The sequence below is a fragment of the Kitasatospora sp. NPDC101447 genome, from assembly GCF_044767225.1.
Lineage (GTDB): Bacteria > Actinomycetota > Actinomycetes > Streptomycetales > Streptomycetaceae > Kitasatospora.
Genome location: NZ_JBIWNL010000057.1, coordinates 23,170 through 45,111, shown reverse-complemented (window position 1 = coordinate 45,111; position 21,942 = coordinate 23,170). Strand labels below are relative to the sequence as shown.

At 74.0% G+C, this 21,942-nt stretch carries 18 protein-coding genes; 7 read left to right on the top strand and 11 right to left on the bottom strand.

From position 1 onward, the window contains the following. Positions 1-363 precede the first annotated feature (363 nt). Positions 364-1,368 (bottom strand): stage II sporulation protein M, encoded by a 1,005-nt coding sequence (locus ACIRST_RS40445; RefSeq protein WP_402809362.1) that lies wholly within the window; start codon positions 1,366-1,368, stop codon positions 364-366. A gap of 289 nt (positions 1,369-1,657) precedes the next feature. Here ACIRST_RS40445 and ACIRST_RS40440 point away from each other — a divergent pair, with 289 nt between their 5' ends. Beyond that, positions 1,658-2,677 (top strand): RDD family protein, encoded by a 1,020-nt coding sequence (locus ACIRST_RS40440; protein ID WP_402809359.1) that lies wholly within the window; start codon positions 1,658-1,660, stop codon positions 2,675-2,677. A 61-nt stretch (positions 2,678-2,738) separates the two neighbouring features. Here ACIRST_RS40440 and ACIRST_RS40435 read toward each other — a convergent pair whose 3' ends face one another. Next, entirely contained in the window at positions 2,739-3,377 is a 639-nt protein-coding gene (locus ACIRST_RS40435; RefSeq protein WP_350520089.1) for a hypothetical protein, read from the bottom strand. Between the two features lie 122 nt (positions 3,378-3,499). On the opposite strand from ACIRST_RS40435, the gene ACIRST_RS40430 reads away from it, so the two are divergent. Together ACIRST_RS40430 and ACIRST_RS40425 are read left to right on the top strand one after the other, a co-directional pair. After that, positions 3,500-4,012, top strand: a complete 513-nt coding sequence (locus ACIRST_RS40430; RefSeq protein ID WP_350520088.1) for a SigE family RNA polymerase sigma factor — start codon at positions 3,500-3,502, stop codon at positions 4,010-4,012. Beyond that, the gene (locus ACIRST_RS40425; protein WP_402809356.1) at positions 4,009-5,088 is read left to right on the top strand and encodes a hypothetical protein; all 1,080 of its coding nucleotides are present in this window, start codon (positions 4,009-4,011) and stop codon (positions 5,086-5,088) included. Before ACIRST_RS40430 ends, ACIRST_RS40425 begins: the two co-directional genes overlap by 4 nt. Before the next feature lie 85 nt (positions 5,089-5,173). On the opposite strand, the gene ahcY is transcribed toward ACIRST_RS40425, so the two are convergent. From ahcY to ACIRST_RS40395, 6 genes are all read right to left on the bottom strand, one after another. Next, positions 5,174-6,622 (bottom strand): adenosylhomocysteinase, encoded by a 1,449-nt coding sequence (ahcY, locus tag ACIRST_RS40420; RefSeq protein WP_350520086.1) that lies wholly within the window; start codon positions 6,620-6,622, stop codon positions 5,174-5,176. Positions 6,623-6,998: 376 nt separating this feature from the next. Beyond that, positions 6,999-7,976: a cation diffusion facilitator family transporter gene (locus tag ACIRST_RS40415; protein ID WP_402809354.1), complete on the bottom strand. Its 978-nt coding sequence runs from the start codon at positions 7,974-7,976 to the stop codon at positions 6,999-7,001. Between the two features lie 82 nt (positions 7,977-8,058). Beyond that, positions 8,059-9,303 carry an SIS domain-containing protein gene (locus ACIRST_RS40410; RefSeq protein WP_402809352.1) on the bottom strand — a complete coding sequence of 415 codons (1,245 nt, stop codon included), beginning with the start codon at positions 9,301-9,303 and terminating at the stop codon, positions 8,059-8,061. A gap of 60 nt (positions 9,304-9,363) precedes the next feature. Continuing rightward, a complete protein-coding gene (locus tag ACIRST_RS40405; protein ID WP_280686052.1) occupies positions 9,364-9,546 on the bottom strand; it encodes a Trm112 family protein in 183 nt (60 codons plus the stop codon). A gap of 111 nt (positions 9,547-9,657) precedes the next feature. Next, positions 9,658-11,043, bottom strand: a complete 1,386-nt coding sequence (locus tag ACIRST_RS40400) for a phosphomannomutase/phosphoglucomutase (RefSeq protein ID WP_350520083.1) — start codon at positions 11,041-11,043, stop codon at positions 9,658-9,660. A gap of 128 nt (positions 11,044-11,171) precedes the next feature. After that, positions 11,172-11,537, bottom strand: a complete 366-nt coding sequence (locus tag ACIRST_RS40395; protein ID WP_350520082.1) for a DUF3499 domain-containing protein — start codon at positions 11,535-11,537, stop codon at positions 11,172-11,174. 164 nt (positions 11,538-11,701) lie between these two features. On the opposite strand from ACIRST_RS40395, the gene ACIRST_RS40390 reads away from it, so the two are divergent. Further along, positions 11,702-12,154 (top strand): metallopeptidase family protein, encoded by a 453-nt coding sequence (locus ACIRST_RS40390; protein WP_350520081.1) that lies wholly within the window; start codon positions 11,702-11,704, stop codon positions 12,152-12,154. Between the two features lie 71 nt (positions 12,155-12,225). On the opposite strand, the gene ACIRST_RS40385 is transcribed toward ACIRST_RS40390, so the two are convergent. From ACIRST_RS40385 to ACIRST_RS40375, 3 genes are all read right to left on the bottom strand, one after another. Then, positions 12,226-13,959, bottom strand: a complete 1,734-nt coding sequence (locus ACIRST_RS40385) for a DUF5719 family protein (RefSeq protein WP_402809349.1) — start codon at positions 13,957-13,959, stop codon at positions 12,226-12,228. A gap of 6 nt (positions 13,960-13,965) precedes the next feature. Then, on the bottom strand, positions 13,966-17,829 hold the full coding sequence (locus ACIRST_RS40380; RefSeq protein ID WP_402809346.1) for a glycosyltransferase: 3,864 nt from the start codon (positions 17,827-17,829) through the stop codon (positions 13,966-13,968). Positions 17,830-18,114: 285 nt separating this feature from the next. Further along, positions 18,115-18,387 (bottom strand): WhiB family transcriptional regulator, encoded by a 273-nt coding sequence (locus ACIRST_RS40375; protein WP_030062195.1) that lies wholly within the window; start codon positions 18,385-18,387, stop codon positions 18,115-18,117. 623 nt (positions 18,388-19,010) lie between these two features. On the opposite strand from ACIRST_RS40375, the gene ACIRST_RS40370 reads away from it, so the two are divergent. Genes ACIRST_RS40370 through ACIRST_RS40360 form a run of 3 tightly spaced genes read left to right on the top strand, consistent with a single transcriptional unit; the run spans position 19,011 to position 21,937 of the window. After that, positions 19,011-19,652: a cysteine dioxygenase gene (locus tag ACIRST_RS40370; RefSeq protein WP_402809343.1), complete on the top strand. Its 642-nt coding sequence runs from the start codon at positions 19,011-19,013 to the stop codon at positions 19,650-19,652. A gap of 30 nt (positions 19,653-19,682) precedes the next feature. Further along, positions 19,683-20,642, top strand: a complete 960-nt coding sequence (cofD, locus tag ACIRST_RS40365) for a 2-phospho-L-lactate transferase (RefSeq protein WP_402809340.1) — start codon at positions 19,683-19,685, stop codon at positions 20,640-20,642. Continuing rightward, entirely contained in the window at positions 20,639-21,937 is a 1,299-nt protein-coding gene (locus ACIRST_RS40360) for a coenzyme F420-0:L-glutamate ligase (RefSeq protein ID WP_402809337.1), read from the top strand. The genes cofD and ACIRST_RS40360 overlap by 4 nt, the downstream gene beginning before the upstream one ends. The last annotated feature ends 5 nt before the right edge of the window (positions 21,938-21,942 follow it).

The window sequence follows — 21,942 nt, the reverse complement described above, 5'->3', positions numbered from 1 at the left end:
CCGCCTTCCAGCGGACCCTCCGGGCTTCGTTCTTTCGTGTTTCCAGCTTATCAGACGTTTTCCGCTCCGTTTTCCGGAGTTTCATTCATCCGATTCCCGCTGGCGGGATTTCCTGCAAACTTCGCTCCGAAGCTTATCAAAGCATTCGGTGTGCTCAGTCCGTGGGATTTGCTTCGTCGGAGGGCGCGCATTTCGTGAAACGCGCTCGCCTCGATTCGGCGGTGTCGTAGACACTAACGCCCGGGCCCGACCGTTGTCCAGTCAGTCCCAACCGTTCAAACCTACTAGCCCACCCTCACCACGTCAATGGTTTGGCCGGGATGAGGGAAGAGTAGCAGCTCAGAGGGGTGTCGATCACGCGGCTCACGCCGCGACAGGCTGCAGGTCGGCCCGGTCGGCCGCGTCCACATCGCCGAACTCGCCGTCCTCGGCGGCCTTTCGCCCCAGCACCAGCGCATAGAGGAGGAAGCCCACCTCCGCCAGGACACCGATGGCGATTCGTGCCCAGGTGGGCAGGCCGGACGGGGTCACGAAGGCTTCGAGGACGCCGGAGACCGCCAGCACGGTGGCCAGCCCCATCGACATCCCGATGATCGAGCGGCCCTGTTCGGCGAGGGCCACGGCGCGCGTGCGCGGACCGGGGTCGATGACGGTCCAGCCCAGGCGCAGGCCCAGGCCGCCGGCCACGAACACCGCGGTCAGTTCCAGCAGGCCGTGCGGGATGAGCAGACCGAGGAATACGTCGAGGCGCCCGGCGGAGGCCATCAGCCCGACGCCGATGCCGAGGTTCACCACGTTGGTCCACATCACGTAGACCACCGGAATGCCCAGCGCGATCCCGTAGAGCAGGCACTGCACGGCGATCCAGGCATTGTTCGTCCAGACCTGCGCAGCGAAGGAGCTGGCCGGCCGGTCCGAGTAGTAGGCCTCGTACTGTCCGCCGGGGCGGGTCAGCTCCCGCAGGCGGTCGGGGGCGACGAGGCTGTTGCGGACCTCCGGGTGGGTGGCCATCCACCAGGCGAGCAGTACGGTGCCGAGCAGCGAGAGGACCGCGACCGGCACCCACCAGCGGCGCGCGCGGTAGAGGGCGGCCGGGAAGCTCACCGTGTAGTAGCGGGCGACGTCCTGCCAGCCGTTGGTGCGGGAGCCGGTCACCGCGCTGCGGGCGCGCGAGACCAGGCCGGTCAGGCGGCTCAGCACGGCCGGGTCGGGCGCGGCGGCCTGGACCTTGGCGAGGTGGCCGGTGGTGCGCTGGTAGAGGGTGACCAGTTCGTCCGCCTCCTCGCCGTTGAGCCGGCGCCGGCGGGCGAGGGCGTCCAGCCGTGCCCACTCCCCCTGGTGGGTGGCGACGAAGACGTCCAGGTCCATTCGGCGGCTCCATGATCGGCGGTGGGCGCGGACGTGCGTGCGCGGGCGGGTACGGACGGACACGTGCGGCCCAGCATGCCAGCAGCGCCCCGGGCGACCGCCCCCGGGGATCTCACTTCCCGCGCGCCCGCCGGGCCCCGTATGTTGGCGACTGCGGATCAGACTGCGGAGAGCGGGGCGTTGGGGGGCCGGTCCGGGCCGATTCCCTCCACAGCGCTGCCGCCCCCGGCGGTCCCGGGTCCCCAAGGGCGAGCCGCAGGGGCTCCAAGAGCGTGAACGGACAGGTGTCTTGAGCGACCTGGTGACGGGTGAGGCGGTCGTCCTCGGCCTGCAGACGGCGAAGCTGCCGAGTCGGGCACTGGCGATCGTGCTCGACCTGCTCGTGGAGTTCGCCGCCCTGCTGGTGGTCACGCTGCTGCTGAGCGTCGCGCTGGTCGGCCTCGACGGCGCCGCCCTGGCGGCGACCGTGATCGGCATGATGGTGTTCTTCCTGGTCGCCGTCCCGGTGATGGTCGAGACCTTCAGCCACGGGCGCTCGCTGGGCAAGGCCGCGCTCGGCCTGCGGGTGGTGCGCACCGACGGTGGCCCGGTGCGGTTCCGGCACTCGCTGGTGCGCGGGCTGGTCGGGTTCTTCGAGCTGATCGCGCTGTCCGGCTCCCCGGCCGTGATCACCTCGGCGGTGAACTCGGAGGGCAGGCGGCTCGGCGACATCTTCGCCGGGACGGTGGTCGTCCGGGAACGCACCCCGGGCGCGGGCGGCTCCGCCACCCCGCTGCCGCCGGTGCACCCGCACCTGCTCCAGACGATGGGCCCCGAGCTGGTCGCGATGGACTTCTCGGCCGTTCCGGAGCCGCTCTGGCTCGCTGTGCGCCAACTGCTCGGCCGGATCGGCCAGTTGGACCCTGCGGTGATGAACCGGATGACCGCCCGGCTGGCCGAGGACCTGTCCGCCCGGATCGGCCACCCCGTTCCCCCGGGGCTGCACCCGGCGGCGTACCTCGGCGCGGTGCTCACCGAGCGCCAGCGGCGGGAGTGGACGCGCGCCCAGCAGCAGCTGTGGGCGGCCGGGCCGGTGCCCCCGCAGGTCCCGGCGCCCCGCCCGGCTTCCGGACCGGTGCCCGGCACCGCCGACGGACGGCCGCTCCGGGTCCTCGGCGTTCCGACCGCCCCCGCACCGACCTCCCCGGTACCCACGGCACCGGTACCCATGGCACCGGCGCCCGTGCCGGCCGCCCCCACCCCGGTCGCGCCGGCCGTCCCGTCCTTCGACAAGCCCGCCGCGGGCACCGGCTTCGCCCCGCCCTCCTGAGCCACGGGCCGGCCCCAGCCGCGGCCCGGCCCGGCCCGGCCACCGGCGGTCCCGCGGCCCGCTACTCCTCGTCCTCCCCCACCCGCCAGGCGTTCGGCGGCGACTCCAGCTCCTCCAGCTCGATCCCGCCCGCCGCCAGCACCACGTCCCCCGCCAGGTGGACGACCTGCTGCTCCCCCGTCTCCAGGTCCGCGACCTGGTACCGCTCGACGAGCAGCGGCCCCGAGTCCGTCTCGTGGGTGTCGACGCCCTCCAGCAACCACCCCTGGTCGAGCGTGCGCGGCGCCAGGACCGGTTCGGTGAACGCCACCAGCCGTACCCGTGCGCTCGCCCCCTCCCGCAGCCGCAGCAGCCGGGCGGTGGCGACCAGGAAGCCGGGCGAACGGCCGGTGAAGGCGTGCGCCCGGTCGTGCCCCTCCGCCGCGTGCTCGCCGCCCGGGTCCGCCGGGTCGGTCCGCACCCAGGCCACCCCGTCCACAGCGCCGCCACGCACCTGCCAGCCCCCGGCCCGCAGCTCCATCCGCAGCGGCCGGGCCCGCGAGTCCAGCGTGAGGTCGACGCCGCCGATCACCCGGCCGTCCGGCGCGTAGGTCTTGGACACGTACCGCCACCCGGCCGCCCCGGGAGCGCAGCTGAAACGCTCCTCGCCGAGCAGGACGTGGTCGTGGGTGTCGTGGAGCGAGTACCGGCCATTGGGCATGCCCGAAAGACTACGTGCGCGTTTCCGGGTCCGACTCACGTGCAACGTTCCGCGGTGCCCCGCGCATTAGGGGGGTGGACGGCACCGGATCGGTGCCGCCGCCACTACGAGAGGGGGTGCAGATGGCGAAGCAGACGCGCGACGCGGAGTTCACGGAGTACGTGGCCTCCAGGAGCGGCTGGCTGCGGAAGGTCGCCTATCTGCTGTGCGGGGACTGGCACCGGGCCGACGACCTGGTCCAGGAGACGATCACCAAGCTGTACGTGAACTGGGCGCGGGCCGCACGGATGGAGAACCGGGACGGCTACGCCCGCCGGGTCCTGGTGAACACGTTCCTGGCCGAGCAGCGCTCCCCGTGGTGGCGCCGCACCGTCCGCTCGGAGGCCGACCCGGACGCGGTGGCCGGCGGCGTCGACCTGGACGCCTCCCTCGACCTGCGCCGGGCGCTCGCCGCGCTCCCGCCCCGCCAGCGGGCCACGGTGGTGCTCCGCTACTACTGCGACCTGTCGATCGAGCAGGCCGCCGAGGCCCTGGGCTGCTCCTCCGGGAACGTCAAGAGCCAGAGCTCCCGTGCGCTGGACACCCTCCGCAGCAGGCTCACCGCCCGTCCCGCCGTCGCCGAGAGGATGTCATGACCACCACGGATCCCCACGACCTGGCCAACCGTCTGGCGGCGCTGGCCGACGAACCGGCTCCGCCTCCGGGTTTCGACGCCGGCCGCTCCCTGGCCGAGGGCGCGACGCGGCTTCGCCGGCGCAGGCTGGCCGTGCTCGGCAGCGTCGCGGGCGCGACGGCCGCGGTGGTGGCCGGCGCCGCCCTCCTGCTTCCGGGCTCCGGCACCGCCGCACCCGTGCTGCCCGCCGGACCCGCGGTGGCCACCACCGCGCCCCCGACGCTCGTGCCGTCACCGACCGCCGCACCGACCCGGGCCGGGGCCGACCCCCTGACCCCTGAGCTCCGGTTCGGTTGGCTGCCGGAGTGGGCCGACGGTGACAACGGTGTCGGGTACCAATCCGCCTTCCACGGGTTCGATTTGGAGGCGAACGGCCGGGGCGGGAACGCCCCGCGGCTGCAGCTCAGGCTGTACCCGGCCGGGGCGCGGCCCTCGATGACCGGGACGCCCGGAAGCACGGTCCGGGCGGAGGAGGCCGAGCCGGTCGACGGCCGGAGCGCCTACTGGGTGGTCTCCGACGCGCCGCCGTACGACCACCAGCCCACCCTGCGGTGGCTGACGCCCTCGGGCCGCTGGGCGGAGCTCGCGGGCACCGACGGCCGGCCCGCCGACATCGCCCGGGAGGTCCTGCACAAGGTGGCCGCCGGGGTCCGGTACGGCACGTGGGACGTCCCGCTGCCGGTGCGGATCACCGGACTGCCCGCGGCGTTCGAGGTCACCAACGTCCAGCTGGCGCGTCCGGACGCGAACGCCAAGGTCCCCTGGAGCATGTGGCTGATGCTGGAGGCGGAGGGCAAAACCGTCTGGTTGTCCGTGAAGCCGTCCGTCGCCGGGTCAACGGCGTCGCCGACCGGGAAGGACGGGTCGCCGATCACCGGCCCGTGCTCCGCGGACAACGGGGTGCAGGTGTGCGTCGGAGCCGGGGCCGAGCTGCCGCCCTCGCTGGCGCAGCTCGGCGGGCTGCCGTGGCTACTCGCCCACACCAAAGCCCTCGGCCCGGACCCGAGCACCTGGACCTCCGACGTGATCGTCCGCTGAACGAGCCGGAACGCCGGTGGCCGGCACCCCCGGGCGGGGGTGCCGGCCACCGGCGTCAGAGCATCAGCGCGTCAGCGACACCGCATCAGTAGCGGTACTGCTCCGGCTTGTACGGGCCCTCGACCGGAACGCCGATGTAGTCGGCCTGGTCCTTGGTCAGGGTGGTCAGCTTCACGCCCAGCGCGTCGAGGTGCAGGCGCGCGACCTTCTCGTCCAGGTGCTTCGGCAGCACGTAGACGCCGATCGGGTACTGCTCGGTCTTCGTGAACAGCTCGATCTGGGCGATCGTCTGGTTGGCGAAGGAGTTGGACATCACGAAGGACGGGTGGCCGGTCGCGTTGCCCAGGTTCAGCAGGCGGCCCTCGGACAGCATGATGATGGTGTGGCCGTCGGCGAAGCGCCACTCGTGGACCTGCGGCTTGACCTCGGTCTTCACGATGCCGGGCAGCTTCGCCAGGCCGGCGATGTCGATCTCGTTGTCGAAGTGGCCGATGTTGCCGACGATCGCCTGGTGCTTCATCTTCTCCATGTGCGAGGCAAGGATGATGTCCTTGTTGCCCGTGGTGGTGATGAAGATGTCCGCGATCGAGACGACGTCCTCCAGGGTGGTGACCTGGTAGCCGTCCATCGCCGCCTGCAGCGCGCAGATCGGGTCGATCTCGGTGATGATCACGCGGGCGCCCTGGCCACGCAGCGACTCGGCGCAGCCCTTGCCCACGTCGCCGTAGCCGGCGACGACGGCGACCTTGCCGCCGATCAGCACGTCGGTGGCGCGGTTGATGCCGTCGATCAGCGAGTGGCGGCAGCCGTACTTGTTGTCGAACTTCGACTTGGTGACGGCGTCGTTGACGTTGATCGCCGGGAACAGCAGCTGGCCGTCACGGTGCATCTCGTACAGGCGGTGGACACCGGTGGTGGTCTCCTCGGTCACGCCCTTGATGGTGGCGGCGACCTCGGTCCACTTGTTCGGGGTGTCCTTGAGGGTGCGGTTCAGCAGCTCCAGGATGATCCGGAACTCGTCGTTGTCCGCGGTGGACGGGTCCGGCGCGGCACCGGCCTTCTCGAACTCGACGCCCTTGTGGATCAGCAGGGTGGCGTCGCCGCCGTCGTCCAGGATCATGTTCGGGGTCTTGCCGTCGGGCCAGGTCAGCGCCTGCTCGGTGCACCACCAGTACTCGTCCAGGGTCTCGCCCTTCCAGGCGAAGACCGGGATGCCCTGCGGGTTCTCCGGGGTGCCCTCCGGGCCGACGGCGATGGCGGCGGCCGCGTGGTCCTGGGTGGAGAAGATGTTGCAGGAGCACCAGCGGACCTCGGCACCGAGCGCCGTCAGGGTCTCGATCAGCACGGCGGTCTGGATCGTCATGTGCAGCGAGCCGGTGATGCGCGCGCCGGCCAGCGGCTTCGACTCGGCGTACTCCGCGCGGATCGCCATCAGACCGGGCATCTCGTGCTCGGCCAGCTGGATCTCCTTGCGGCCGAACGGCGCCAGGGAAAGGTCGGCGACCTTGAAGTCACCGGTGATGTCGGTCGACATGCGTCTGCTCCTCGCTGATGGGGGTGGGGCCGAAGGTCCGGATGTGCATCGCGCATGGCAGGCCGTACGGGTGCACGGCCACGCCGGGACCACCGGATCCCCGCGGTGGCGGACCGGCTCCCTGCGCAGCACAAACCGTCGGAGGACCTCTCTCCCTCGACCGGCGCACACCCTACGGGGGCGGGCCGCCGATCGACCGCCATCAGCAGCGACGTTCTGGCTCTGGTGACGAATCTACACCGCCGGCCCCACGAGCCGTCTGCCGATGACCGATTTCGGCCCCCGATCCGACCGGGTCTCAAGCCCGGCCCCAGGGCCTCGGCGAGGCCTCCGGTCGCCCGGGGCCGAAGCCCCGGCCCGGCCCGTCAGTGGCCCGTCAGTGCGAGGCCTCCGGGCCCGGCCCGCCGGGCGTGGCGGCCGGGTCCTCGCCCGCCGCGGCCTTCTCGGCGCTGTAGACGTCGGGCTCCAGGTAGATCGCCCGCGCGATCGGGACGGCCGCCCGGACCCGCTCCTCCGCCGCGTCGATCGCCTCCGCCACCCGGGCGGCGCTGTCCTCGGCGTTGACGGCGATCTTGGCGGCGATCAGCAGCTCCTCCGGGCCGAGGTGCATGGTCCGCATGTGGATCACCCCGGTGACGGACCGGCCGTCCACCAGCGCCTCGCGGATCCGTCGCACCGAGTCCTTGTCGGCGGACTCGCCGAGCAGCAGCGACTTGGTCTCCAGGGCGAGCACCACGGCGATCACCACCAGCAGGACGCCGATGCACAGGGTGCCGATGCCGTCCCAGACGCCGTCACCGGTGATCACCGTGAGCGAGACGCCGAACAGCGCGAGCACCAGGCCGATCAGCGCGCCGGTGTCCTCCAGCAGCACCACCGGCAGCTCCGGCGCCTTGGCGGTGCGGATGAACTGGGTCCAGCTCTGCCGGCCCTTGAGCTTCGCCGACTCGCGCATCGCGGTGAGGAAGGACCAGCCCTCCATCGCGAGCGCGAAGATCAGCACGCCGACCGCCCAGACCCAGGAGTCGAGCGCCTCGGGGTGGTTGACCTTGTGCCAGCCCTCGTAGATCGCGAAGAGACCACCGACGCTGAACAGCACGATCGCCACCAGGAAGGCGTACACGTAGCGCTCGCGGCCGTACCCGAAGGGGTGCTCCTCGTCCGCCTCCCGGCGCGCCCGCTTGCTGCCGACCAGCAGCAGCACCTGGTTGCCGGAGTCGGCCACCGAGTGCACACCCTCGGCCAGCATCGACGAGGAACCGGTGAAGCCGAAGGCGGTGAACTTGGCCGCCGCGATCGCCAGATTCGCGGACAGCGCCGCCACCAGTGCCTTGGTGCCGCCTTCGGTACTCATGCCTGAATGTCCTTCACGGGTTCGGGTCAGCGTCCTCGACCGCTTACCGTACCGGCCGCACGGCCCGGCCCGGTCGACCGTCTCAGGACTGCGCGGCAGCCAGGCCCAGGTAGACGGCGGCGAAATCGGTCAGCGCGACCAGGTCTGCCAGCCCGAGCAGCGCGTCCGGCCGGGTGCTGGCGTACTCGGTCAGCCGGACGTCGTGCGCGGCGGCCAGCCGGTGCGCCCTGGTCACCCCGAAGCTGCGCGGGCCCGCGTCCTCCTCCGACACCTCGACCGGGCCGTCCTGCTCGCCCTGCGTCCCGGCCGCGCCCGGGGTGTGCCGCAGCAGCAGGACCTGCAGGTGCAGCGGGTCCGGCTCCTCGACGCGGTCGCGGAAGAAGTCGTCCGGGTCCGCACCCGCGCCCAACTGCCCGGTGAACATGCCGCGGTGGGCGGTGAGCACCTGCGGCAGCTCCCCGGCCAGCGCCGGCCGCCCGGCCCGGTCGGCCAGCTGGGCGGCGAAGCGGGCGGCGGCGGCCCCGGCGATCGGGTCCTCCGCCCACAGCAGCGGGACCGTCCCGGCCAGCCGCGCCGCCAGGCCCTTCGCCGGGTTGGTGTACGCGGCGGCGTCCGGGCGGCAGCGCACGGCGGTGGCGTCCAGCAGGTCGGCCACGCCCGGCAGCGCGTCGTACGGCAGCTGGGTGAGGCCGATCTTCTGGGCGAGCGCCAGCAGCGGGGTGAGGTGGGACCACAGCGCGGCCGGGTCCTCGGCCGGGAGGTCCGGCTCGGCGGCCGCGGCGGGCGGGCCGTCCTCGGGCAGCACCGAGGTCACGTACGGCAGCGGCAGTGCGCGCACCTGCAGTGCGGCCTCGGCCAGCGGGCTGCCCGCCGGGGCGGTGACGACGATCGAGCAGCCGCGCGCGTAGGCCTGTTCGGCGAGGGCGACCAGGCCCTGCTCGCCGCCGTCGGCGGAGCTGATCGCCAGCAGGTCGAGCGGGCCGGCCCAGCCGGGCAGCTGCCAGCCGAGCCCGGTGGTGAAGGCGGGCGGGGCGCCGGCCCGGTCGCTGCGCGGGGCGGCCGCCTCGGTCGGCGGCAGTGCGACCACCAGGCTCGCCGTGCCGGCCAGCGCGGCCAGCATCCCGGCCGCGGTCAGCGCGCTGCCGTGCCCGGCGACCAGGACGGCCCGCGGGCGGCCGTCCGGGCGCAGCCGGTCGAGGCCGGCCGCGTCGGCCTGGCGCAGCGCGGTCCGGACCCGGGCGCCGGCGCCGGCCAGAGCCAGCAGGGCGCGGTCCTGGTCGGCGCGCTGGAGGGCGGCCGGGTCGTCGAGCAGGGTGTCGTCGAGCATGCGGCGGGCCTCCGGCTGCGGTCCTGAGCGGCTGGCGGGGTGGGGGCTTCGCCCCAAGGATCAGGCCGGGCGGCGGGCCTCGTCCACCAGGAGGACCGGAATGCCGTCGCGGACCGGGTACGCGAGGCCGCAGTCCGCACCGGTGCAGACCAGCTCGGGCTGCTCCTCGGTGCCGCCCTCGGTGAGCGCGGCCCGGCACTGCGGGCAGACCAGGATCTCCAGCAGGAAGGATTCGAGCTTCATGGGGGCTCTCCAAAGTTCGGTGGTGGCGCGGAGGTGCCCCGGCCGATAGGAAACCCTACCGGCCGGGGCACCGGGCGCCGAGGTCAGGCGCGTCCGCTCAGGTGCGTCCGCTCAGCCGCGGACGACGGCGAGCACGCCGTCGCGCAGCTCGGCCATCTTCGCCGGGTCCTTGGCCTCGACGTTCAGGCGCAGCAGCGGCTCGGTGTTGGAGGCGCGCAGGTTGAACCACCAGTCCGGCCCGGCCACGGTCAGGCCGTCCAGCTCGTCCACCTCGGTGCCCTCCAGGCCGGCGTACGCGGCGCGGACGGCGGCGGTGCTGGCGGCCTGGTCGGCGACGGTGCTGTTGATCTCGCCGGAGGCGGCGTAGCGGTCGTACTCGGCGGTGAGCGCGGACAGCGTGCCCGGCTGCCCGCCCAGCGCGGCCAGCACGTGCAGCGCAGCCAGCATGCCGGTGTCGGCGCGCCAGAAGTCGCGGAAGTAGTAGTGGGCCGAGTGCTCGCCGCCGAAGACGGCGTCCGTGACGGCCATCTCCTGCTTGATGAAGGAGTGGCCGACCCGGGTGCGCACCGGCTTGGCGCCCAGCTCGCGGACCACCTCGGGGACGGTCCAGGAGGTGATCAGGTTGTGGATGATCGTGGGCTCGTCCTCGCCGGCGGCGCGGGCGCGGGCGATCTCGCGGGCGGCGACCAGGGCGGTGATCGCGGACGGGGAGACCGGCTCGCCGCGCTCGTCGACGACGAAGCAGCGGTCGGCGTCGCCGTCGAAGGCCAGGCCCACGTCGGCGCCGACCTCGCGCACCTTGGCCTGCAGGTCGACCAGGTTCTTCGGGTCGAGCGGGTTGGCCTCGTGGTTCGGGAAGGTGCCGTCCAGCTCGAAGTACATCGGGACGAGCTCGATCGGCAGGCCGTCGAAGACGGTCGGCACGGTGTGGCCGCCCATGCCGTTGCCGGCGTCGACCGCGACCTTCAGCGGGCGGATCCCGGTGAGGTCGACCAGGCCCAGCAGGTGGTCGGCGTAGCCGCGCAGGGTCTCCTGCGCGGAGAGCGCGCCGGGCTTCACGTCCTTGGCCGGGATCGTGACGGTGTCGTCCTCGGCGGTCCAGGACTCGACCAGCTCGCGGATCTCGGACAGGCCGGTGTCCTGGCCGACCGGGGCGGCGCCGGCCCGGCACAGCTTGATGCCGTTGTACTGGGCCGGGTTGTGGCTGGCCGTGAACATCGCGCCGGGCAGGTCGAGCTTGCCGCTGGCGTAGTACAGCTGGTCGGTCGAGCAGAGCCCGATCTGCACCACGTCGGCGCCGTAGGCCGCGGCGCCCTCGGCGAAGGCCAGGCTGAGCGACGGGGAGGAGGGGCGCATGTCGTGGCCGACGACGATCGCGGACGCGCCGGTGACCTGCACGAACGCGGCACCGAAGGCCCGGGACAGGCTCTCGTCCCACTGGTCCGGGACGACGCCTCGGACGTCGTACGCCTTCACGAGCTGCTTGAGGTCGCGCACTGCGGCTCCACCCTGGTCTCTGTACTGGTCGGTCACGGTACGGCCACCGCCCGTCCGATCGACGGGCGCGGTGGCGGTAGACCGGCAGCGTACCCGGGCCGGACGAACGCCCCGTGCCGGGACAGGCGTCAGTTGTCGGGCGAGCGCAGCACCCGGAGGTGGCCGCGGCGGCTTCCCTCGGTGGACTCGCCCTCGGGCGCGCGGCCCTGACGGGGGGTCTGCGGGCGGGCGGCCTCGCGCACGGCGTTGGCGAGGGCCTCCAGGTCGTCGCTGCTGCGGCGCAGCGGCCCGGCCTCGGCGGCGAGCCGGACGACCTCCCAGCCGCGCGGGGCGGTGAGGCGCTCGGCGTGCTCGGCGCACAGGTCGTAGCAGTGCGGCTCGGCGTAGGTGGCGAGCGGGCCGAGGACGGCGGTCGAGTCCGCGTAGACGTACGTCAGCGTCGCGACGGCCGGCCGGCCGCACGCGGTCCGCGAACAACGACGTACAGAGCTCACGAGGGTGGACGGTACCGCACTCCCCGCCGGGGAGCGAAGACCGCCTGCCCGGAGGGTGTGCCGTGTCGCCCTCCGGGCGCCGGGGACGCGTATCGGCCGCCCCGGGCGATTCCCCGCCGGAGTGGTCCACTTCCGACCGTCCAAGGACTACTCTCGGCAGTGATATGGACAGCTCCGCACCGCAGTCATCGACAGGCCCAGCGCGCCGCCCCCGGCACCGCGACCGGCACGGCAGGGGGATGCGCGGCCCGCTGGCGCCGCCGCAGGTGCCGATCTCGCTCACCCGTTCCGAACTGTTCGACGACTACGTGCGCGAGTCGGTCGAGCGGCTGGAGCGGCGGTGGCCGCAACTGATCGAGGTGGAGTTCGCCGTCCAGGAGGTGCCGCTGCACGAGCCGGACGGCGCCGACGCCGAGGACGGCGTGCCGCTGGGGCGGGTGTCGCCGGGCAAGCAGGGACGCAAGAGCCAGATCGTGGTCTACCGGCGGCCGGTGGAGATCCGGGCGAAGACCCGGGAGGACCGCGCGGCGCTGGTACACGAGATCCTGATCGAGCAGGTCGCCGAGCTGCTGGGGCTCTCGCCGGACGCCATCGACCCGCGCTACGACGAGGACTGACGCGGGGGCGGCACCGCACCGGTGCCGCCCCCCGTCGTCCTCGCCGTCCCGGCCGCGCCGGCCGTCCTCGCTCAGTTCAGGACGACGCCCGGGTCCTGGGCGGCCTGCGGGACCTTGACGGTGCTGCGGTCGTCGCGCAGCGCCTGGACGGTGAACATCGGCACGTCCTTGGTGGGGATGGACAGCATCCGGGCCGCGACCACCGGGCCGCCCGAGACGGTCTCCACGCTGAGCGCGAAGACGCCGTTCAGCCCGGCGGGCTCGGGCGCCGGGAGGGCGACCGTGCCGCCGGCCGGGAGCTGGACCTCCTTGGTGGCCGGGGTGCCGCCGCCGCTGCCCGCCGAGGCGGTGACCCGGACGGTGGCCGCGTCGCCGGTGGAGGTCAGGTAGAGCGTGGAGCCGCCGGCCCGGTTGTCGGCGACGCTGCCGCGGGCGCCGACCGGGTCGCTGCCGGTGAGCCAGGCCGCGTCGGTCTTGCCGTTGGCGGCCGCCCGGTCGATCCGCAGCCCGGCCACGATCGGGGTCGGGTGCTTGGGGTCGCTGGGCGACAGCCGCAGCCCGGCGACCTCGTCCCGGGTGACCTTGCCGAGGTCGACGGCGGCCACCATGCCCGCCTTGACGTGGATCGACTCGTTGCCGGCCGGGGAGAACCAGCCGTTCTTGCCGGAGAGCTGGATCTTCAGGTCGGCGTCGTCCTCCGGCGGCGCCCAGACCACCAGTCGGGCGGCGGAGGTGTCGGCGGGCAGGCCGGCCATCGCCTGGGTGGCGGCCGGGGCGGCCGAGGCCGGGATCCAGTCGGCTCCCTTGCCGCCGTCGGCGGCGTGCAGCGCCGCGCCGACCCGGCCGGAGCGGACCACCACGTGCACCGCGAGGTCGGTGACGGCGCCCTTGCTGAGGGTCGACAGCAGGACGGACTGGGAGCTGCCGGGGGCGACGGTCAGGCCGTTGGCGGCGTCGTTGTCGATCAGGCCCTTGTCGCCGTACAGCTTGATGTCGACCACCGCGGCGGAGGACTCGGTGTTGACCAGGCTCAGGTAGTCGACCCGGTCGGCGGCGGTGCTGGCCCCGGCGAACCAGAAGCTCGTGCCCGCCGGGGTGCAGGTGAGTCCGGACAGGCCGAGGCCGCGCGGCTCGGTGACGACGGTGGTCTGGGTGACGGTGAAGCCTGGGGCGAGGGCGCCGGTGGCGAGCGCCCCGGTGCCGGGTGCGGTGTCCCCGTTGCCCGCCGGTCCGGTGGCCGGGGTGCCGGGCTTGGCCAGCGTCAGCCGGGCGTCGGCGGGCGCGGCGTTCTTGTCCTTGGCCTGGGCGGTCGGGGCGCCCGAGCCGGTCGGGGCCGGGGTCGCGGTCGCCGTCGCCGTCGGGGTGGCCGCGGCGGAGGGGGTGCCGGAGGGCTGGGCGGCCACCGCGGGCGCGGCCGCGTCGGAGAGCCAGCCGGCGCCGCCGGTGGCGGAGCCCGTCCCGGGCGGGGTGTAGGCGGTGAGCGTGGTCGAGCCGGTCAGGCCCTGCAGCGGCTGCGGACAGACCGCCCCCGTCCGCTCGACCTGCGCGGTGGTCGCGGCCGCTCCCCCGGCCGAGGCGGCCGGGGGAGCGGCCGGCGGGCGCACCTGGGCGATGCCGAACACCGCCGCGAGCACCACGGCCGCGGCGAGCAGGGACGGGGTGGTCCTCGTCCCGCCGGCCTTCCCGGCGAACCGGCCGGGACCGGCGGCCGGTTCGGACGCGGCCGGCTCCGGCGCGAAGGCCGTCCCGACGGGCTCGGGGGCCTCGTCGGCGCCGGACTTCTTCCTGAATGCGGGCTTCTTCATCGCGGGTCAGCTCCCCGATCCGGGCTGGTGCGGGTACCGGCCGGTGCCGTTGGGGTCGTTCGGGTCGTAGTAGGGCTGCTCGGACGGCGGCTGCCCCGGCTGCCAGGGCTGCTGGTGGTCCGGCTGCCCGTACGCGTCGTAGCCGTACTGCTGCTCCGACCCGTACGGCTGCTCGTAGCCCTGCTGGGGGTAGGCCTGCTGCCCGTGGCCGTCGTAGCCCTGGCCGTCGTACCCCTGGGTCTCGTAGCCCTGGCCGCCGTACGGCGCGGCCACCGGCGGCTGGGCCGCGTACTGGTCGTAGCTGTACGGGTCGGCCTGCTGGTACGTCTGGTACGGGTCGGTGTACGGCTCGGCCTCCTGGACGGCGGCGGCCGCCTGGACCGCCTCGGTCACCGGTTCGGCGGCCGGCTGCGCCGGGATCGCACCCGGCCGGCCCTCGTACACCCCGGTGTCGTCGGCGCCGGGTTCGCCGCCCTCGCCCCGCTCGGCCATCCGGCGGGCCCGGCGGCTGCCGGGGGCGGGGGCCTGCGCCTGGGCGGCGGCGGCCAGCGCGGCGGCGGCCACCACCTCCTCGGGCAGGTCGTCGTCGTTGTGGTTGCGGCGCCCGGGCAGGGCCAGCACCAGGATGGTCAGACCGAGCAGCACCTGGGCCCAGATCCAGCCGGTGTGGGCGAGGCTGCCCTCCCGGGTGACGGTGAGCTTGCCGCCGCCGGCCGGGAGCTTGAAGCCCTGCGCCCAGCCGTCGACCGTGGTGGACTCCAGCGCGGTGCCGTCCAGGGTGGCCTTCCACTCGGGTGCGGCGGACTCGGCGAGGCGCAGCACCCGGCCGTCCGGGCCGGCCGGGACGGTGGCCGCGAGGTCGCGGGTCCCGGCGGGGACGACCACCGGGGTGGCGCCCGGGGCGGTGATCACGGCGCGGACCGCGGGGGCGCCGTTGACCTGCCAGAGCGCCGTGCCGTTGTCCTGGTTGGCCTTGACCAGGCCGGGCGTGGCGTCCAGGACGTCCTTGAAGGCGTCGATCACCGGCTGCTCGACCAGCACGTAGGCGATGCCGTAGCCGGCCAGGGCGCCGGCCTGGTCGGCGCCGGAGCCGGCCAGCAGGCTGCCGACCATCCGGTTCAGGCCGTCCTGGGTGCCGGTCGCCGGGTCGACGGTGGACTCGGCCTGGCCGAGCGTCAGGCCGGCGCCGCGCAGCACGGTGTAGCGGACGGCGCCGCCGCCCTTCTCGCCGGTGACGACGAGCGTGCGGGACCGGTCGGTGGTGCCGGCCTCCTCCGCGATGAAGGCGGGCACCTGGCCGACCGCGGCGCGGTTCAGCGGCTTGCCGGCGCCGGTCAGCGCCCACCACAGGCCGGTGCCCAGCGGGGCCAGCACGGCCGCGGCCACCACCAGGGCGGCCACCGGCTGGCGCCAGCCGAAGGCGATCCCGGCGACGCGGGCGTTGGCGCCGTCGGCGCCGATCGCGGCCGCGGCCAGCAGGGCGATCCCGGCGACCAGGGTGGCCGGGCCGGCCCAGGCGGGCACCGCCGGGCCGCCGGAGGCCGGGGTGACGGAGGTGCCCGCCACCACGACCGCGAAGACCAGGCCGGCGCCGGCCGCGCCCCAGGCGGCGAGCACCGCGCGGCGGCGGTCGGCGCGCAGCAGCGCGGCGAGCGCGGCGAGGACGACACCCGCCGACAGCCAGATCGGCGGCACGCCGGCGCCGCCCGGGTTGACCAGCAGCAGGCCGGCCGCGCTCGCGCCGGTGCCGTGCAGGCCGGGCAGCCCGGCCTCCAGCAGCAGCGACTGGGGGTGCGACAGCACCTTGAGCGACCACGGGGCCAGCACGCCGACCGGGACGGCGAGGATCACCAGGACGCGCAGGCCGAGCAGCCGCAGCGCCGTACCGCCGGAGCCGAAGGCCCCGCCGCGCAGCACCGCGGCGACGAGCATCGCCAGGCAGAGCGGGACGGCGAGCGCCCAGGTCAGCGGGACGAAGGCGGTGGCCAGGGTGAGCAGCAGGACGGCCATCCAGACCGGCCGCCAGCCCGGGCGGGCGCCCTTGGCGGCGCTCTCGTCCCGGATGCCGAGGCCGGCCGCGATCGCGGCGGCGCGAGCCAGCGGCGGCAGCAGCACGGCGAGGACGGCGGTGCCGATCCGGCCCTGGGCGAGTGCGCCGGTCGCGGCGGGCAGCAGCGCGTAGGTGGCGCTGGCCCAGGCGCGGACCAGCTTGGAGTCCAGCAGCGGGCGGGACACCAGGTAGGCGCTGACCGCGGACAGCGGGACGGTGAGCACGACGAGCACGGTGAGCGCGAGGTCGGCGTGGCCGAACAGCAGCCAGGAGAACACCGCGAGCACGCCGAGGTACGGCGGAGCGGCGGCGGTGGAGCCGGTGCCGACCGGGTGCCAGGCGTCCGCGTACATCGACCAGAGGCCGCCCGCGCCGTCGGAGGCGGGCAGCAGGGCGCCGCCGAACAGCTCTCCGCTGCCGAGCAGGCCGCGGCAGGCGACCAGGGCGAACACCAGCAGGGCCGCGAACAGCACCGGCGCCGGGCGCCGGGCGAGCTTCTTGACCAGCGCGAACTGCTCGACGACGAGGTCCTCGGAGTCGTCGTCGCCGCCGGCCTCGACCGAGCCGTGCCGGCTGCCGGTGTCGTCGCTGCCGCCTATCCCGAGGGAGCTGATGACGCCCTCGACGGCCAGCCGGGTGGTGGCGCCGGGCGCGGGGAAGAGCGTGCGGTCGTCCAGGGCGTCCGCCGCCCTGGTCCGGGAGCGGCGTTTGCGCGCGGCCAACAGCCGTGGGAAGCGGACGAGTTCGTGGCCGAGACCGGCCAGTTCGTCGACCGCCTGGCGCGGGTCCTTGCCGAGCAGGTTGGTGACGGCCCGCAGCAGGGTGCCGAGCACCAGCCGCAGCAGGACGTAGGGGAACAGTGCGCCCCTGCAGTTGGCGAGCAGGGTGTAGACGGCGCCGGCCTTGTCCACCCGGTGCGGGTGGGAGGAGGCGCAGTCGATGGCGCGGCGCTCGCGGCCGGCGGCCTCGGCGTGCCGCAGCACGGCGTCGGGGGCGATCACGACGCGGTGGCCGGCGGCGTTGACCCGCCAGCAGAAGTCGGTGTCGTCCCGCATCAGCGGGAGGGCCTTGTCGAAGCCGCCGAGCTCCTCGAAGACGTCCCGGCGCACCAGCATGCCGGCGCTGGAGACGGCGAGCACCGGACGGACCTGGTCGTGCTGGCCCTGGTCCTGCTCGCGACGGTCGAGGCCGGTCCAGCGTCGCCCGGAGCGGGCGATCGTCACGCCGACTTCGAGCAGCTGGCGGCGGTCGTACCAGCTGCGCAGCTTGGGGCCGACGACGGCGGCGCTGGGGGTGGAGTCGGCGACCTGGAGCAGGCGGCGCAGCGCGTCGGTCTGCGGCTCGCAGTCGTCGTGCAGCAGCCAGAGCCACTCGATCGGCTGGGTCTCGCGCGGGCCGCCGCGGCCGAGGTCGTCCTCCTGGGCGAGCGGGTCGCCGAAGTCGTCCCAGCCGCCGGTGACCGGGTCGTAGCCGGAGGGGTCGAGCCGGTAGGGCAGGTCCTCGGGGCGCAGCGGCGGGCTGTTGAAGACGGCCTCGGCGACGGCGGTGCCGAAACCGGCCCGGCGGCCGAGGACGATCGGGCCGCTCTCGGGGAGCCAGTCGGCGAGGGTGTCGGCGAGCAGCCGCGGGGAGTCGTCGGTGGAGCCGGTGTCGACCGCGAGGACGCGCTGGACCTGGCGGTCCTGCCCGAGCAGGCCGGCCAGTGCCTGCGGGAGCCAGCGGGCGCCGTCGTGCGAGACGATCACCGCGGTGACCAGGTGGCGCGGATAGGCGGGCGGCCTGGAAGCGGTGAGGCCGCTCTGGTGGCTGTAGACGGTCATCGAGTGCGCGGGCCCCAGTTCTCGGTGGACACAGCCGGTGAACGGCAACCGGATGGCGCACCACACTAACGGCTCCCGGTGGACGGTTCGTGCGGGGTGCCGGTGCGGGGACGGTGAAGGCGACCGCCGGGGAGACCGAGGAGGAGGGGCGACGGGGACCGGGACGGAGCCCGCGCGAAGGGGGCCGGGAACACGAAAGCGCCCCACCACCACGGTGAGGCGCCCGTACAGCCGTGCGGTCGTCCGCCGCTGTCGAAGGATCAGCGGCGGCGGGGGCCCACCCCCTCAGACCGCGCTCTTCTTGAGCCGACGGCGCTCGCGCTCGGACAGGCCGCCCCAGATGCCGAAGCGCTCGTCATTGGCGAGGGCGTACTCCAGGCACTCCGAGCGGACCTCGCAGGCGAGGCAGACCTTCTTGGCCTCGCGGGTCGAGCCGCCCTTCTCGGGGAAGAAGGACTCGGGGTCGGTCTGGGCGCACAACGCGCGCTCCTGCCAACCGAGTTCCTCCTCGTCCTCCGCGATGCCGTCCCCGATCAACAGCTCAAAGAGCTCGCTCATGTGGCGCGCCTCCTCTGCCCCTACTTGGCGTCCCCGTGGTTGCCGTTGCCTCGTGCGGCTGACGACACGAGTGAAATTACAGTTGCGTCACTCTGGCCCAGTCAAGCCGAGCTCTGGTATTGGGGCCAGGATTCACTCCCCGGCACCAAGCCGTTACGAATAGTGTACATATCCGGACACAACGGACCTTCTGCTTCAAGGCCCTGAACAGCGCCGAACCGTCCGCAACCATTCGCCAGGTGACGCTCCGTCACCGCCACAGGCCGGTCATCGGCCTGCCTTCCCGGCGATCTTCCCATCGAAACATAGAGAGTGATGAATCACCCCATCAGGGAAAGATCCGGGCCGAACCCACTCGAATGCCGCACGATTCGGTTTGACACCGCCCGCGTGGATGCGGTGTCCTTGCTCCTATGTCAGAGTTCGCCAGCCCCCGGAGCGGTTCCACGCTTCGCCGTGCCGTGAACTCTTGTTGTCGCCTCTGTTCCTGCTGTATCTAGGCGCCCGCGTCCCACCGCGCGCCGCCCCCAGGAAGCACAGAGGCCGCCCGCGAATCCCGCCCCAGGACATCCCGGATCCGGCTGATCCCGACGAACCAGCCGACTCCTCCGAGGACGACTCCCGTGCGCATGATCCGCATCCGCAAGCGGAACCGCGACCGCAACAAGCTCGCCCGCCTGGGCCTCGCGCGTACCGCCCCCACCGCCCGTACCGGCCGTTGGCACGACGGCCTGAGCGACGTCTCCATCGCCGGCGACCCGCTCGCCTTCCCGCACCTGGCCCGCACCGACCTGCCGGCCCACCCCACCACCGTCGCCGAGTACGCCCGGCTGGTCCGCGAGATCGCCGCCGACCGCGCCCGCTGGGAGCCCCTGGTCCGCTACGACGCGCTGACCCGCTGGTACGCCCGGCTGGAGACCGGCCCCGGCTACGAGGTCTGGCTGCTCAGCTGGCTGCCCGGCCAGAGCAGCGGCTTCCACGACCACGGCGACTCCTCCGGCGTGCTGACCGTCGTCCGGGGCGAGCTCATCGAGCGCTCCCTCACGCACGCCGGCGAGGGCGCCCGCACCCTGAAGCCCGGCGGGCAGAGGGTGTTCTCGTCCGGCTACCTGCACGAGGTGGTCAACGGCGCGCTCGAACCCGCCGTCTCGATCCACCTCTACACGCCGGGCCTCACCGAGATGAACCAGTACGGCGCCCACGCCGTCCCCGAGCAGCACGCCGAGCACCAGGCGCAGGCCGGAACGCGCCGAGCGCACGGCTGACGGACGGTCGGACCGTGGCAGGATGACCCCATGCGCATCGTGGCACTGGCAGGCGGAATCGGCGGAGCGCGCTTCCTGCGCGGACTCCTCGCGGCGGTCGGACCGCAGGACGAGATCACCGTCATCGGCAACACCGGCGACGACATCCACCTCTACGGCCTCAAGGTCTGCCCCGACCTCGACACCGTGATGTACACCCTCGGCGGCGGCATCCACGAGGAGCAGGGCTGGGGCCGGACCGACGAGACCTGGTCGATCAAGGCCGAGATGAAGGAGTACGGCGTCGGCCCCGAGTGGTTCGGGCTCGGCGACCGCGACTTCGCCACCCACCTCGTCCGCAGCCAGATGCTCACCGCCGGGTACAGCCTCAGCCAGGTGACCGAGGCGCTCTGCGTCCGTTGGAAGCCCGGCGTGCGGCTGCTGCCGATGAGCGACGACCGGGTCGAGACCCACGTGCGGATCACCGACGAGCAGGGCACCCGGGCGATCCACTTCCAGGAGTACTGGGTCAAGCTGCACGCCGCCGTGGACGCCGAGGCGATCATCCCCGTCGGCGCGGACACCGCCAAGCCCGCGCCCGGCGTGCTGGAGGCACTCGCCGAGGCCGACGTCATCCTCTTCCCGCCGTCCAACCCGGTCGTCTCGATCGGCACCATCCTCGCCGTCCCCGGCATCCGGGAGGCCGTCGCCGCCGCCGCGGCACCCGTCGTCGGGCTCTCCCCGATCATCGGCGGGGCGCCGGTGCGGGGCATGGCCGACAAGGTGCTCGCCGCCGTCGGCGTCGAGGCCACGGCCGAGGCGGTCGCACTGAACTACGGCTCCGCGCTCATCGACGGCTGGCTGGTCGACACCGCCGACGAGGCGTCGGTGGCCGCGGTCGAGGGCGCCGGGATCGCCTGCCGGGCCGTCCCGCTGCTGATGACCGACGTCGAGGCCACCGCCGAGATGGCGCGGGCGGCGCTGGCGCTGGCGGAGCAGGTCCGCAAGTGACCGAGCCGCTGCGGATCCTGGGGATCGAGGGGATCCCGGAGGTCGACGCCGGCGCCGACCTGGCCGCGCTCATCGCCAAGGCCGGCACGTACCTCGACGGCGACATCCTGCTGGTCACCTCGAAGATCGTCAGCAAGGCCGAGGGCCGGCTGCTGCACGACGCCGACCGCGAGGCCGCGATCGACGCCGAGACCGTCCGGCTGGTGGCCCGGCGCGGACCGATCCGGATCGTCGAGAACCGCAACGGCTTCGTCATGGCCGCCGCCGGGGTCGACGCCTCCAACACCGCCCCCGGCACCGTGCTGCTGCTGCCCGAGGACCCGGACGCCTCGGCCCGCGCGCTGCGGGCCCGGCTGCAGCAGCTCACCGGCCGCCGGCTCGCCGTCCTCGTCACCGACACCTTCGGCCGGCCCTGGCGCAACGGACTCACCGACGTCGCGATCGGCGCCGCCGGGCTCTCCGTGCTGGAGGACCACCGCGGGCGCACCGACAGCCACGGCAACGAGCTGGAGATGACCGTCACCGCGACGGCCGACGAGCTCGCCGCCGCCGCCGACCTGGTGAAGGGGAAGGCCACCGGAGTCCCGGTGGCGGTCGTCCGCGGACTCGGGCACCTGGTCACCGCCGAGGACGGCGACGGCGTCCGGCCGCTCGTCCGGCCCTCCACGGACGACATGTTCCGGCTCGGCACCTCCGAGGCGCTGCGGCAGGCCGTCACCCTGCGGCGCACCGTCCGCTCCTTCACCGCCGAACCCGTCGACCCGGCCGCCGTCCGCCGCGCCGTCGCGGCCGCCGTCACCGCGCCCGCCCCGCACCACACCACGCCCTGGCGGTTCGTGCTGCTGGAGTCGCCCGACACCCGCACCCGGCTGCTCGACGCGATGCTCGCCGCCTGGCAACGCGACCTGCGCGAACTCGACGGCTGGGACGACGCCAGGATCGCCCGCCGCACCGCGCGCGGCGACGTCCTGCGCGACGCGCCGTACCTGGTGGTGCCCTGCCTGGTGATGGAGGGCTCGCACGACTACCCCGACGCCCGGCGCGCCGCCGCCGAACGGGAGATGTTCACCGTCGCCGCCGGCGCCGCCGTGCAGAACCTGCTGGTCGCCCTCACCGGCGAGGGCTACGGCTCCGCCTGGGTCTCGTCCACCATGTTCTGCCGCGACACCGTCCGCACCGCCCTGGACCTGCCGGCCGGCTGGGACCCGATGGGCGCCGTCGCTGTCGGCCGCCCCGCCGAACCCCCGCGCCTGCGCCCGGAGCGCAGCGCCGACGCCTTCGTCGAGGTGCGGTAGGGAGG